Origin of the sequence: Bacillus sp. 2CMS4F, assembly GCF_023161785.1 — a bacterium.
GTDB lineage: Bacteria > Bacillota > Bacilli > Bacillales > Bacillaceae > Bacillus > Bacillus halotolerans.
The window spans coordinates 42,742-58,164 of sequence record NZ_JALNTO010000001.1 but is presented as its reverse complement, the minus strand read 5'-3'; the positions used below and the strand labels follow the sequence as shown (position 1 = coordinate 58,164).

At 47.3% G+C, this 15,423-nt stretch carries 2 protein-coding genes; both read right to left on the bottom strand.

From position 1 onward, the window contains the following. Nucleotides 1-12: 12 nt before the first annotated feature. On the bottom strand, nt 13-7,677 hold the full coding sequence (locus MTN95_RS00160) for a non-ribosomal peptide synthetase (protein WP_248336527.1): 7,665 nt from the start codon (nt 7,675-7,677) through the stop codon (nt 13-15). Between the two features lie 16 nt (nt 7,678-7,693). Further along, the gene (locus MTN95_RS00155) at nt 7,694-15,409 is read right to left on the bottom strand and encodes a non-ribosomal peptide synthetase (protein ID WP_248336526.1); all 7,716 of its coding nucleotides are present in this window, start codon (nt 15,407-15,409) and stop codon (nt 7,694-7,696) included. Nucleotides 15,410-15,423 lie beyond the last annotated feature (14 nt).

Genomic DNA, 15,423 nt, shown 5'->3' with positions numbered 1-15,423 from the left:
TGTCACGATTTTCTACAAGTCTTCCACCAAGCTGGATATACTGTCCAAATCCTCTGCCGTTAATGATTGGCTGCTGAAATCGCTCAGCGTCTTTTCTGTGTTCTGTTTTTCAGCACAGTGTTTCATAATATCCTGCAAATAGCATTCAATCATGGTGATGAGCCGCTCCATTGTACCCCTGTGAAACCGTGCCGGCGGATAGCTGAGCTGAAAATGAAGCTGATTTTCTGCTGCCATCGCACTCATCTCAATAAGTTGCTCCCGCTTCCAAGTAGGAGTGATGTCCTTACCGCTCCCAAGACCGGATGGGCGGAAACGGTCTTGACTTTCTATGTCGTTGAACTGCCCTAAATAGTTAAAGCCGATTTCGGGTGTTTTTGAAAACACCATGCTTTTATGTTCGGGATGTGTAAGATATTTCAACATGCCGTACCCTACCCCTTTGTTCGGTATCCGGCCCAATGTATCTTTCACAGTTTTAACTGCGGTTCCAAGCTCATCCGCTTGATTTTCAAAGTCAATAAGGACGGGGTAAATGGATGTAAACCAGCCAACCGTCCGGCTGATGTCTAAATCCGGCAGAATGTGTTCTCTTCCGTGTCCCTCCATTGCCAAACGGAGCTTGCTGCCCCCTGTCCAGTCACAAATCGCTAAGGAAGCCGCCGTCAATAAAATATCTTGTGTATCTGTGCCATAAGCGTGGTTTACCTTTTGCAGCAAGACCGCGGTGTCTGCTTCAGTGAGTGAAAAGCGCAATGTTTCCCTTTCACTGCTGTTCATATTCTCCATATAAGGCATTTCATATGGCAGTTCCGCTGCTTTTTCCTCTTCAACCGTCCGCCAGTACGTTTCCTCGCGAATCAGCTTGCTGCTTTGGGCATAATCTTGAATTCGCCGTGCGTATTCCTGATAGGAATCTGTTTTAGGCGGAAGCTGTATAGCCTGTCCTGAAGCTGCTTGATGATATGCCGCTGACAGGTCCTCCAGTAAAATTCTCCATGATACCCCATCAACGACCAAATGATGAATCGTGAGAAATAAATAATCTCCGGACAGCGTTTTAAACCAAGCGGCATGCAGTAATGGTCCTTGTTGGAGATTGATACTTTGCTGAAGATTTGCCACTTCTTCTTTAATGCTCGTTTCCCAATCGATTCCCGGATCTGAAAAATCAGAAATCCTTAAGCTGTACAGTTTGGATTCATGAATATCTTGGTTGATTTGTATCTGTTGTCCGCTATCATCCCGATAAATCATCCGAAGGGCATCATGATGCTCTGCCAGTTTTTTTAATGATGCGCGCAGTGCATTTTCCGACAAACAATCAGGGCTAAACAGCATGACAGACTGGTTAAAATGGTGCCTATCTTCTATATCCTGAGAGAGGAACCAATGCTGAATAGGTGTCCATGGAACAGCTCCCTCAACAGATCCTTGGTCTATTACTCTTTCTGTCTTCCGGATGACCGCTGATAAATCTTTTATGTTCGGATGGCGGAATAAATCGCTTGCATGCAAGCTCCATCCATAACGTCCGAGGCGCGCGGATACTTGAAGAGCCTTAATTGAATCTCCGCCTAGTTCAAAAAACGAATCTTCTATTCCGATCCTCTGTGTCCCGAGAACCTCCTGCCATATGATCGCAAGCTGTTCTTCAAGGTCATTTCGAGGCGGGACGTACGTTTGTTTAGATGTGATATCTGGTTCAGGCAGTGCTTTTCGGTTCAATTTTCCGTTGGCAGTGAGCGGGAGAGCATCCATTTCTATCACATAGGCCGGCATCATATAGCCTGGCAGCTTTTGAGAAAGGTGAGTACGCACTTGTTCAGCATCTGTACCCTCTTTTACGCTTATATAGGCGTAAAGCTCCTTGCTGCCTAATTGTCCTGTTCGCGCCAATGCGGCTGCTTCTTTGATACCGTCTATATGACGAAGCGCTGATTCAATCTCACCTAGCTCAACCCGGTACCCCCTTATTTTTACCTGATCATCGGCACGGCCTACATATTCAATTGTGCCGTCCGGTAGCCAGCGTGCCAGATCACCGGTACGGTACATTTGTTCGCCGGGCGCAAATGGATTTGGCACAAATTTCTCTTTCGTCAGGTCTGGTCGACCAAGATAGCCTCTTGCCACACCATCTCCGCCGACACACAGTTCACCGACAGCTCCGATCGGCTGCAGCATTCCCCATTTATTTAAGATAAATGCGGTTGAATTACCAATCGGCCGGCCGATCGGAATGGAATGTTCATACAGTTTTTCAATGTGAAAACAAGTCGAAAATGTTGTATTCTCAGTCGGCCCATATCCGTTCCAGATTGACAATTCCGGGCATGCTTGCTTGATTCGATTGACATGACTGGCTGACAAAGCTTCTCCGCCAATAATCAGATTTATGAGCCGGGAAAATGTTTTCTCATTCTGTTCTGTTAAATGGTTGAAAAGAGATGCAGTCAGCCACATTGTGGTGATTCCGTTTTGTTCTATGTACCTCTTAAGCTGATGGGAATCCAGAAATGTTTCTTTATCTGTGAGATGCAAAGCAGCGCCATTTAGCAGCGGCCCGAGTATTTCAAATGTAACGACATCAAAACCGAGTGAAGAAGTCAGCAGAAGCCGGTCTCCAGGTGTAAATTCAATGTAATTGCTGTTTTTGACAAGACGGATCACACTTCGCTGCTCAATCATGACACCCTTCGGTTTGCCGGTTGATCCCGAGGTATAGATGATATAAGCGAGTGAATGTGGTCCTGCTGGAGATTCAAAGTTCTTCGTTTCTCCTTGTCCTTGAATCTCTTCGATGACGATTTGCTCACATTTAAGCTCTAAGTCTAATCGTTGATTGTTTGCTTTTTCAGATTGAAGGAGTATTTTTGCACCGCTGTCAGACAGCATATATGATATTCGGTCAGCTGGAAGATCCTTAGCGATAGGCAAATAGGCTCCTCCAGCTTTCAAAATGCCGAGCATTCCTGCTGCAAGTTCTGGAGTTCGTGTTGTCAATAATGCAACTACAGTTTCAGGTCCGACTCCTTTTCGGCGAAGAACAGCAGCAATCCTGTTTGCCCGGATGTTCAGCTCCTTATACGTTAATGTTTGTTCATCGCCGGCCACAGCTATGGCATCAGGCGTTTGTGCAGCCTGTAACTCAAACAGCCTGCTGATGGTTTCATGTCTCGGATACTCTCTTTTTGTGCAGTTGAGTTCATGGATAAGGAAATGGGTTTCATTCTCGTCCAATACATGTATTGTTCCAAGGGCTGCTTCGCTGTCTTGGATGATGGCGCGCAGCATATTCATTAAATATTGAAGCCACATTTCAATCGTATTTTTCTGATAGAGATCAGTGCTATATTCCATTTGAAACATCATAGATCCATTAGCTTCCTCGTACGCATACAGGGTTAAATCGAACTTTGAGACTTGATGTCCCACATTTGTTGCGGGCCGGAGACACAGGTCCTTCAGCTGCATGGATTCTTGGTCCATATTCTGAAGCACAAACATCACATCAAACAGCGGATTTCGGCTCATATCCCTCGTCATGCCGAGCTTGTCGACAAGCTCTTCGAACGGATAATCCTGGTGTTCGTAAGCTTCCAATGCAGTCTCACGCACTTCCTGCAAAAATTGTGCAAACGGCTTCCCGCCCTCCGGGCGTGTCCGAAGCGCCAGGGTGTTGACGAACATTCCAAGTATCGGCTCAAGATCTTTGTGAGGACGTCCGGCAATTGGTGACCCGACGATGATGTCTTCCTGTCCGCTTAAGCGCGCCAATAACGCTGTGTAAACTGCCAGGAGCACCATGTACAGGGTGCTTCCGTTCTCCCGTGCGAGCTTGTGAAGCCCGGCTGTGAGTTCTTGATCGAGCGTAAATGAGACTTGATCACCCGCGAAGCTTCGCACTGGCGGCCGAGCGTAATCAGCCGGCAGGTCCAGTACGGGCAGCTCGCCTTCGAGCTGCTTCAGCCAGTACGCCTCCTGCGTCTTGTACGTGTCTCCTTTTTTAAAGGCCTCCTGCCATACGGCATAGTCTTTATATTGAATGTGAAGCGCAGGTAGCTCTTGATTGGCGTACAGCTCCCCGAATTCGCGAATGAGCGTATTGACTGACACACCATCTGAAATAATGTGATGCATATCGACCAGTAATAGATGCCGTCCGTCTGATACCTTGACGATTCCCGCTCGAAACAGCGGAGCTTGGCTGAGGTCAAACGGCTGGATAAAAACTGCCGCGGCTTCCTGTTCAGTTTGTCCGCCGAGCACAGAGGTGTGGAATGTAAACGTCACTTCGTCATGGATGCGCTGAACCGGCTCGCCGTCTGTGTCCGTTGTAAAGGACGTCCGCAGTGACTCGTGGCGTTTGATCAGCTTTTTGAATACAGCATCCATTCTTGTAAGATCCAGCTTTCCTTCCAGCTCCAAGACTGCCGGCATATTGTAGCCTGTGCCTCCATCCTCCAGCTGCTGGAGCACATACATCCGCTTTTGGGCGGAGGAAACCGGGTAGGTCTCGCGTTTTTCAGCCGGCTTAATGGCTTCATACGGACTTTCCGTTCCTTCGCTGATGACAGAAGCCAAACCTTCTACCGTCGGATGGGCAAACACATCCTTCAGCGGCACCTGGACGCCGAATTCCTTAGCGATCCGGGAGACAAGCGCGGTGGCTTTTAAGGAATGGCCGCCCCGGTCAAAAAAGTTGTCGTGAATGCCGACAGGTCCGCTTTTCAGCACTTCCTCCCACAGCTGGGAAAGCTTCATCTCTGTCAGATTTCTTGGCGCTGTGTAGGTTTCCCGATCTGCCGCTCCGTCAGGAGCAGGCAGCGCTTTTCTGTCGAGCTTTCCGCTCGGGGTAACCGGCCATTGTTCCATCTCAATGATATGAGCAGGGATCATGTAGCCCGGAAGCAAAGTATCAAGCTGCTTGCGCACTTCATTTCTGCCGAGTCCTTCCGCATACGCACATAATTCCGCCTCGCCGCTTTCTGTACGAACAGTTACAGCCGCTTCCCGCACGCCTTTAATGCTTCTGAGCGCCGCTTCGATTTCTCCCGGCTCAATCCGGTAGCCGCGGATTTTCACCTGGTCATCCAGACGGCCGAGGAATTCAACCTGTCCATCTGGCAGCCAGCGCGCCAAATCATCTGTTTTGTACATGCGCTCTCCCGGATAAAATGGATCATCAAGAAAACGTTCTTCTGTTAATTCCGGACGATTCAAGTAGCCTCTGGCGACGCCGGCTCCGGCGATGTACAATTCTCCCGCTACGCCGACAGGCTGTACGGCTAAATGAGGATCTAACACATACAGACGCGCGCCAGGCACGGGTATTCCGATCGGAAGACGCAAGCGATCCCTGTCCAGCTCAGGATCACACGCGTAAAATGCCGCATCAACGGTTGCTTCTGTCGGCCCGTAGCCGTGAACCAGCGATGTCTCCGGCAGCAAAGAAGCGAACCGGGCTGCCGTATGGGGTGCCAGCGGTTCACCTCCGGCGAATACGCGCTTCAGGCTTCTCGGTGCCTCTATTTCCGCTTGATCCAAAAAGCTGTTCAGCATGGCCGGAATAAAATGGGCCGTTGTAACGCCTTCCTCCCGAATGGCTTTTACCATCAATGCCGGGTCTTTCTCCCAGCCGGACGGAAGCAGATAGGCCGAAGCACCTGAAAGCGTCCACCAAAACAGCTGCCAGACAGATGCATCAAAGGAAAAAGACGTTTTCATCATAATGATGTCGTCTTCCTCTAAAGGAAACTGCATCTGCATGCCGGTCAGAAAGGAAACCGCCTGGCGGTGCTCCACGGTGACCCCTTTCGGCCGTCCAGTGGAGCCCGACGTATAGATTACATAGGCGAGAGAATCGCTGTCCGCTTGATGAAGAGAGTGATATTCGGATTCTTCATTCGCAAGCGCCGTCATATCCACTTCAAGTGTCTTTTTGGAAAAAACAGGTGCCTTTAATCCCGGCTGCGTCAGCAACAATGCTGCCCCGCTGTCTTTCAGCATATAGCTCAGCCGCTCCTCTGGATATGCAGGATCAAGCGGCACATAAGCTCCGCCTGCCTTTAAAACGGCGAGAACGGCTGTCAGCATGTCCGGCGACCGCTCGCTTAGAACACCGACAATGCTTTCCTTCGTGACACCATGCGCCGTAAGGCGCGCTGCCAGCCTGTTGGCGTACATGTCAAGCTCCGCGTAAGTCAGCGAGCCGCCAGAAAAGCGCAAAGCCGTCCGATCCGGCGTCAAAGCCGCCTGACGTTCAAACAGCCCGTGCAGTGTCGGAGCTAACGCTGAAACAGTTCCCGTCGTATTATATTCAGCAACCATTTTCTGTGTTTTGTCTTTATCTAGTAACGTCATCTTTGAAACAGGAAGAGAAGGATCAGAGATGACAGCTGAAATCATATGCTGTAAATAATCTTTTATCTCAGCTACTATGCCAGGCTCATATAAACCTGTATGAAAATTGATGCGCACGAACAATGTGCGGCCTGGAATTACTTTGACGCTGCATCCATAATTAGTCTCCTCCGCCATCGCAAAATTTTCCACTGAGAAACCGAACGATCCAGTCTGGTTTAGTCCTTCAATTTCTTGCTGGGTCGGCACGTTTTCAAACACGATAATATGATCAATGAGCTCTTGTTTAAGAGCACTCTGTGCTTGAATGTCATATAGAGGGAAATAGCTGTATGCTTCTGCTTCAGTCATTTCCTTTTGCATCTGGCTGACCAGGCCAGAGAAAGAAAGAGTTTTGCTTTGGACTCGGATGGGAATGGTATTGATAAAAAGGCCGACTATATTTTCTACATCCTCCAGCTCAGAGGGCCTGCCTGAGACGACTGATCCGAACACGGCATCGTCACACCGATTGAATTTTTGCAGCAAAATCCCCCACAAAGCTTGGAAAACGGTGTTAAGCGTTGCACCGGATGCTGCTGCGATTTTCTGCAAATCGGACGTTTCTTTTTCAGAGATGGTAAACGTCACCTGCTGTAATTCACCTTCTGATACTTGCTCGTTTCTTTTTGGCAAAGAAGAAGCTTTCTCGAAATGCTGCAGCCGCTTTTTCCAATACGCAGCTGCCTCTTCACGATCCTGCTGCATCAGCCATTTAATATACGTTCCGTACGGCTGAACTGGCTGCAAATATGGAAGCCGCCCTTCTCCCAGCGCTTGATAAATGTGGAGAAAGTCTTTAATGATGATGCCTAAGCACCATCCGTCCATTAAAATATGGTGATGGCTCCAGATGCACACGTAACGCTCAGGCGCCCATTTTAAAACGGATATTCTCATCAGTACATCCGACTGAAGATCAAAGCCCCTTTTTTTATCTTGTTCCTTGAATGCTTCTGTACAATGTTCTTTCTCTCTCTCATTAAGATGAGAAATATCTTCAAAATGAACATGGCAAGGACGGTTTTTAAGCACCACCTGACGAGGTTTGGCTACATTTTTGTAGATAAAAGTCGTTCGAAAGATTTCATACCTGTCAAAAACAGCGTCCATACTTTTCTGGAAACGGTCTAAGTCAAGCTGCCCATTGATTGTAAAAGACGCCTGTTCAAAATAAGCTCTCGACTGTTCATCATACAGCGAATGAAAAAGCATCCCCTCCTGCATAAAAGACAAGGGATATATATCCTGTATTTCGGGTTGCTGCGGCATCAATGAATCTCCTCTCCTATAGTTTGTTGACGGCCCCCATAATCTCACTTAAATCCTCCAGCGTTAAATCCTCATCAGTAAAATCAGCGGCACTCCATTCGCGGTTTTCTTTGCCCGCGCAATGCTGAATTATGTTTTCAAGCGCATGTTTAAGATGATCGGCTAATGCTTGTACGGTTTGTTTCTTAAATTGAAGACGGTTATAAATAATGTGCATGTGCAAGCATCCTGATGAAACGGCTCCACTGATATCAAGCACATAAGGACGCTCCCAATCCGGGCTGATTTCATTCCCTGTCTTAATATCAGAAATCTCAAAAGCTTTTGATTGAACATCCTGATCAAACTGGCCTAAGTAATTAAAGCTGATTTCCGGGTCGCTGTACTTAGAATCCCATATCTTGTTGATATATTTCAGCACTCCATAGCCTGCGCCTTTATGCGGTATGCGGTGCAGCATGTCTTTTGTCTGCTTAATGTGTCGCCCTAGCCGCTCACCTTCATCCGTATAGTCAGAATCACTCATATCAAGCCATACAGGATAAATTGAAGTGAACCAGCCTACTGTTCTGTTTATGTCAATATTGTCAAGATAATCTTCTCTGCCGTGGCCCTCCATACTGATTTTGAAATGGTCAAGTCCCGTCCATTCCTGCAAAGCTAGGCCTAAAGCAGTCAGAAGGATATCATTCGTTTCCGTGTTGTATGCATTGTTTGCACCAGTTAACAGCAATTCTGTATCTTCACGAGACAGCTCGAAATCAATTACTTCTGTATCTTTGAATGAGTTCGATGTGACCGAATGATCTTTGGGAATACGCTCAATATGCCGGTCCTCCCGCTCATTCCAATACGCGATTTCACGCTGCAGACGACGGCTTTTTGAATAGTCAGCCAATGTTTGTGCATAGGTGAAATATGAATCCGTTTTTTCCGGCAGTACGATGGGTTTTCCTGAGACTGCCTGTTCGTAAGCAATTGAAAAATCCTCAAATAAAATGCGCCATGAAACGGCATCAATGACTAAGTGATGGATCGTCAGAAACAAATGGTCTCCATCTTCGGCTTTAAACAAACCAGCATGAAGCAAAGGGCCAGTCTCCAATCGAATGGTTTGCTGAATTTGGTTTGCCATTTCTTCAATCTGTTTGTGTGCTTCGGCTGACAAGCCCTGTGCATTTCCGGCTGTATTTGAACGATGATCTCTTATATCAAACAGATCGAAGGCATATAGCTCCTCATCCGGAAGATCTGCTCCTCTGTTAACCTGTACAGGCTTGCCATCTTTGTAACGGCATATGATTCTCAGTGCGTCATGATGAGTCACCAAGCTTCTCAGCACATTTCTGAGTGCAATGTCATCAAATCGTTCAGCCCGGTAGAGCATGACAGATTGATTAAAATGATGGGCTTCCAATGACTGTGAGAAAAACCACTGCTGTACAGGTGTCCAAGGCAGCTCGCCTTCGACTGGCGTTTGGTCAATTACGCGTACAGCTTTTCGAACGCGGGCGGACAGTTCACCAAGCGTCTGATGCTCAAACATCTCACGCACTGTCGTTTCATAGCCTCGCTGCTTCAGCCGTGCACACACCTGCAATGCTTTTATTGAATCCCCTCCAAGCTCAAAGAAATTCGCGCTGACACCTATCTCCTCCGCTTCGAGCAGTTCCTCCCAAATGTCAGCAATCGCCTTTTCAATCTCATTTCTAGGGCTGATATCATTCTCAGCTTGAGCGCGCTTATCTGGTTCCGGCAGGGCTTTCTGGTCGAGCTTGCCGTTAACCGTCAGCGGGATGCTGTCAATCTGGATCAAGCGGGCAGGCACCATAAAATCAGGCAGAACGGCTCTCATGGCAGCCCTGATATCTGCTTCATTTACGACCTGTCCATCTTCCGCAACCAAGTAAGCATATACAGCGGATTGGCCTTGTTCATCATCTCTTGTGATGACAGCAGCCTCTTTGATTATTGGAAGCCGAAGCAGAGACGCCTGGATTTCGCCGAGCTCGATGCGGTGTCCTCTCACCTTTACTTGATCATCAATGCGGCCCATATATTCCAGATCTCCACTTGCCAGACGCTTTGCAAGGTCTCCGGTTCGGTATAATCTGTCTCCCGGAAGATAAGGATTAGGTACAAATCGGGCCGCGGTCAGATCATCTCTGTTCAAATATCCCCGGGCTACCCCTTCTCCGCCAATATACAGCTCTCCTGGAACTCCTGTAGGCTGAAGATTCATATGAGCATCCAGCACATAAGCCTGAAGAGTTGCCAGCGGTTTTCCGATATTGCTCTTATTTTTTTCTATATCAGCTGAGGACAATTTCTTATATGTCACATGTACAGTTGTTTCAGTAATGCCGTACATATTGATCAGATCAGTATCAGGGTATTTCTCGTTCCAGGTTACAAGCATGCCGGGCTGTAAAGCTTCTCCGCCGAAAATAACGTATCGCACATGTAATCGGTCCGTATGGTTTTCTTCTTCATGAATGAGTCCGTAAAAAGCAGTTGGAGTCTGATTGAGTACTGTGACGCCTTCGTTTTTTAACAATAGGCGGAATGCATTTGGATCGCGGGCTGTTTCTCTGGAGACAACAACCAGCGTACTTCCATTCAGCAACGCTCCGAACATTTCCCATACTGAGAAATCAAAGCAATATGAATGAAATAAAGTCCAAACGTCCTCACTGCCAAAATCAAAAGGCAGATCCTGATGCTTCAATAGACTAATCACATTGCGATGCTCGACAACGACGCCCTTTGGCTGCCCAGTGGTTCCAGATGTATAAATCACATAAGCTGGCTGGTCTGCTAATGTTTCTTGCGCTTTCAAATCAGGCGAAATCAATTCGTTTTCGGCGTCATTCAGATATAAAATTTGCCCATGGTAATCCGCCGGCTTGTTGTGCCCGTGCTCTGTCAGAAGAATTCTTGCCCCGCTGTCATTCAGCATAAAGCTGATGCGTTCTTGAGGATATTCAGGGTCAATCGGCAAGTATGCCCCTCCGGCCTTTAGAATAGATAAAACGCCAATCACCATATCAGGCGATCGATCAAACAATAAACCGATAATATCCCCGGATCGGACTCCCTGTTTCATCAGCATAGCCGCTGTACGTTCTGCTTTTTCATTCAGGTCGCGATAAGTCAGCCGTATATGATCGCATACGACTGCGGTATGTTCGGGATGTTCAGCTGCTTGTTTTTCAAATAAACGAACGAAGCTTTCATCTCTTGGATAGTCAGCATACTGACCCATCGTTTCAAGAAGCAATTCGCGCGCTGGAGCAGAAAGCAATTGCATTTCCGAAAGCTTCATATGGATATCAGACGTTATTCCTTTCACCAGCTCAATAAAATGGGAAGCCCATCTTACAATGGTCTCTTCTTCAAACAGCGCGGTACTGTATTCGAAGCGGCAGCGAATGCCATCGGAATGCTCCTCAGCGTGTAATGTCAAATCGAATTTAGATACATTGTGTGACGGGGTTACAGACGAGATAGATAAACCAGGCACTTCAAACCGGAAATCTTCGCTGTTTTGAAGCACAAGCATCGCGTCAAACAGCGGATTGCGATTTACCTCCCGTTTCGTTTCAAGCTTATTGACGAGCTCTTCAAAAGGATAATCCTGATGCTCGTATGCAGTCAGAGCAAGTTCGCGAATTTCCTGCAAATAAGAGCTGAACGTTTTGCGGCCCTCAGGCTGGCATCGCATAGCTAATGTATTGACAAACATCCCGATGACTCGCTCCAGATCAGCGTGCGGTCTCCCGGCAGCAGGCGAGCCGACAACAATATCCTCCTGCCCGCTCAGTTTGGAAAGCATGATGGAATAGACAGCCAGAAGGAGCATATACATCGTCGTTCCCGTTTCAAACATCAAGCGGTGCAGTTCTTCCGCCGTTCTTTTATCAATGTTTACTTCAAATGTTCCGCCGCTGAAATCAGGCAGAAGCGGCCTCGTTTTATCAAGCGGCAAATCCAATACTGGAAGGCTGCCGCCAAGCTGCTTCAGCCAGTAGGCCTCCTGTTTGCTGTAATGCGTTTCCGGAAACTTCTCTTGCTGCCAAACTGCAAAATCCTTATAATGCAGGTTTAAAGCTGGAAGCTCTTTTCCGCAATAAAGATCAGTGAATTCTTGGACGAGTGTACTCATAGAGATTCCGTCAGCAATGATGTGATGCATATCAAGCAACAAATAGGCTCTTTCTTTTTCGAGAGAAATCAAGCTTGCTCTAAAAAGCGGTCCCACGGTGAGATCAAACGGTTTGATAAAGGACGAGATCGCAGACTGCAGCATTTGCTCTGATTCAATTTCAAGCTCTTTCAGATCAGCTGTCAGCGCCGGATGAATCTTTTGCACTGGCTCTCCGTTGTTCAGTTCAAATGCCGTACGCAATGATTCATGCCGATTCACAAGCTCTGTGAGAACTTTTCTCAATCTCCCGCGATCCAAATGTCCTCGCAGTTCCAGTACGGCCGGCATGTTGTAGCCTGTGCTGTCATCTGCCAACTGGTAAAGAGCGTATAATCTTTTTTGCGAGAAAGACAGCGGATAGACATCTCTAAAATCCGCAGGTTCAATCTGTGTAAAAGCATGCTCACGTAAACTCATCAGTTTGGCTGCCATGCTTTCCACGGTCGGATAAGAAAAAACGTCACTGAGCGGCAGCTCGATATTCAGCCGTTTATGTATTCTTGATACGAGTGTGGCTGCTTTTAAGGACTGTCCGCCTAATTGAAAGAAATCATCGCGAATACTGATTTGATTTTTGTTCAGCACCTCTTCCCAAATGCGTGCCAGTTCAGTTTCCATTAAGGTTTGTGGCGGCATGTACGTTAAGCTTGTTGTGTTTTCTGGTTCCGGAAGTGCGGAACGGTCGAGCTTCCCGCTGGATGTTAACGGCATTTGAGTGATTTTGATGATGCTTGCGGGAATCATATAGGACGGCAATGTACCGGCAAGATGCTGGTGCAGATTCGGAAGGCCGTTTCCTTTTTCCGGAACGATATAAGCAACGAGTTCCTTTTCCTCATCAGAAACATCACGGGCCAGCACTGCAGCTTCCTTCACTCCAGATGCTTGCCGGAGAACAGTTTCAATCTCACTTAATTCAATGCGATATCCCCTGATTTTTACCTGATCATCAAAACGTCCAATATATTCAATCGTGCCATCAGGCAGGAAGCGCCCTGCATCTCCGGTTCGATATAAGCGTTCCCCTTTGAGGAATGGATGGTCTGTGAATGCTTTCTCTGTTAGCTCTGTCCGCTTATAGTACCCCCGTGCGAGACCCGCGCCGGAAATACACAGTTCACCCGCCGCGCCTATCGGCTGCAGTTGCTCTCCTTGTAAAATATATACTTTTGTATTGGCGATCGGGTGTCCGATCGTGATTCTCTCTTCTTCGTTCAGATGACGAAGGATTGTTGTTGCCACACTGTTTTCTGTCGGTCCATATTCATTTGCAAGTTCAGCGGAGGGACAAATCTTTCTGCTGGTCTCAAGCAGGTCAGGAGTCACTGCCTCGCCCGCAAATGTCACGATACGAAGACTTTGTGCATCTTCAGCAGTCAGCACTTCTAATAACACCCGGTACAAGGAAGGAACAATAAGCATATGACTGACCTTGTATTGAGCTATTTTCCGTCTGAGGGCGAGCACGTCCTTCGCTTCGTTATCTGTAGTCAGCAGCACGCATGCGCCGGACAGAAGCGGAGTAAACAAGCTCGTCACGCAGCCGTCGAAAACATAGGAAAACAGATGAAGTGCTGTATCCCCTTCGCTCATGCCGTACTCTTCCCGTCTCCACTGCAAGGTATTTGCAATTCCTTGATGGTCAACGAGCACTCCTTTTGGCTGTCCTGTCGTTCCTGACGTATAGATCAGGTAGGCAAGCTCACCAATCGATGCATCAGGAGAGTCCGTTTTGTAATGTGTTGTATGTTCTGATGTCACAATTCTGCCTTCATAGCCTGACGGGATGAATGAAATAAGTTCCTCTTCTGTCAGTAAGAGAGCTGCTTGACTGTCATGCAGCAGAAAAGAAAGCCGCTCTTTCGGATAACTTGGATCAAGAGGCAGATAAGCGCCGCCGGCTTTCCAAACTCCAAGCAGGGCAGCAGCCATGTCTATTGACCGTTCCATCATCACAGCGACAATCCCGCCAGATCCAGCTCCCTTTTCTGTCAGGGCGTGTGCAATCTGATTGGCTCTTTCATCTAATTGCCGGTATGTCCGGCACTCATCTCCCATTCTCAAAGCAGCCGCGTCAGGTGTTTTGAGAGCCTGTTCCTCAAACAATTGGGATAGCGTTTTATTTGGATAATGGCGCTCCGTTTCGTTAAACGATTGAATGAGCTTACGTTCTTCAGGAGGCACAATGTTGATGCTGTCGACAGCAATATCGGGATTTGACAAAATACAATCCATTGCCTCCATGAGGTGCCCCTGAATCCGAAGCACCTCTTCCCGTTCATAAACGGCGGCATTGTAGCTGAATTTAATATAAAATGATTCACCTGGAACGATGACAACGTTAAGGTCATAGCTGGTTTGTTCTGACATAGAAATGTCATCAAGCTTCAATGCGTTTTCGTCATTTTCGCTTTGCCTATTGACTGCCTGCTGAAGCTGTACAGGATAATTTTCAAAGACAAGAATATGATCGATCAATCCTTGCTTTAAAGCACTGCGGTTTTGAATCTCATAAAGCGGATAATAACCATGCTGCTCAGAACGTAAAGTATCCTCCTGCACGGATTTGACAAGTGTAGAAAATGCCATTTTCTCTGCAGATCGAATACGCACCGGAACAGTGTTAATAAACAAGCCGACCATTGACTCGATCCCGTCAATCGCTGACGGACGTCCGGAAACAACAGAGCCGAAGACCGCGTCATCCGTTCCGTTGTAACGATGGAGAAGAACACCCCATAGACTCATAAATAAAGTGTTTAATGTAACTCCCCAATTTTGGGCAGCTGCTGTCAATTTCTGAACGATAGCCGGCTCTAAAGAAAAACGGATATGTGCGGGTTCATATTCCCCGTTCGCTGAGCGGCTTTTTAGCTTGGGAATAGAAGCGGTCTTGCCGTACTCCTGCAGATAATCTCTCCAGTATGCAGCGGTTTCTTCTTTATCTTGTTCTCCGAGCCATTCAATATAACGGCTGTACGGCACCGTGCTGCCGAGCTGTACAGGCCTGTTATTTTTAAGTGAGTCATACATGCTGAAGAATTCTTTGAGGATGATGCCCAAGCACCAGCCATCCATGATGATATGGTGATGTGTCCAGACACATGTATATGTGCTGTCTCCTCTATCAAAAAGCGTGAGCCGCATTAACGGATCTTTTTGCAAGTGAAACCCTTTTTCCCGGTCCTGCTGCATAAAGTCTTCTATCAGAGCAAGCTGCTCATCATGTTTCAGGTGAGAAAGATCTTCCCTTTGTACGGTCAATTCACGGTTTGTCAGCACAACTTGCTGCGGCCCAGTGAGGTCTGGAACCTCCTTAAGGAATATGGTTCTGAAAATATCGTATCGGGAAACAAGAAGATTTAAGCTCTTTTGAAACGAATCGATACACAGGCTGCCTGTAATGGTAAACGAGGTTTGTTCCACATAGGCTTTAGAGCTGAAATCAAGCAGTGAATGAAACAGCATCCCTTCCTGCATGTACGATAACGGATAAATATCTTGGATCTGCGTTGCTTGCGTCATCAATTCCACACACC

What these genes read in the sequence shown, in the direction of transcription:
- MTN95_RS00155 (WP_248336526.1), bottom strand. Translation starts at nt 15,409, where the DNA reads ATGACGCAAGCAACGCAGATCCAAGATATTTATCCGTTATCGTACATG.
- MTN95_RS00160 (WP_248336527.1), bottom strand. Translation starts at nt 7,677, where the DNA reads ATGCCGCAGCAACCCGAAATACAGGATATATATCCCTTGTCTTTTATG.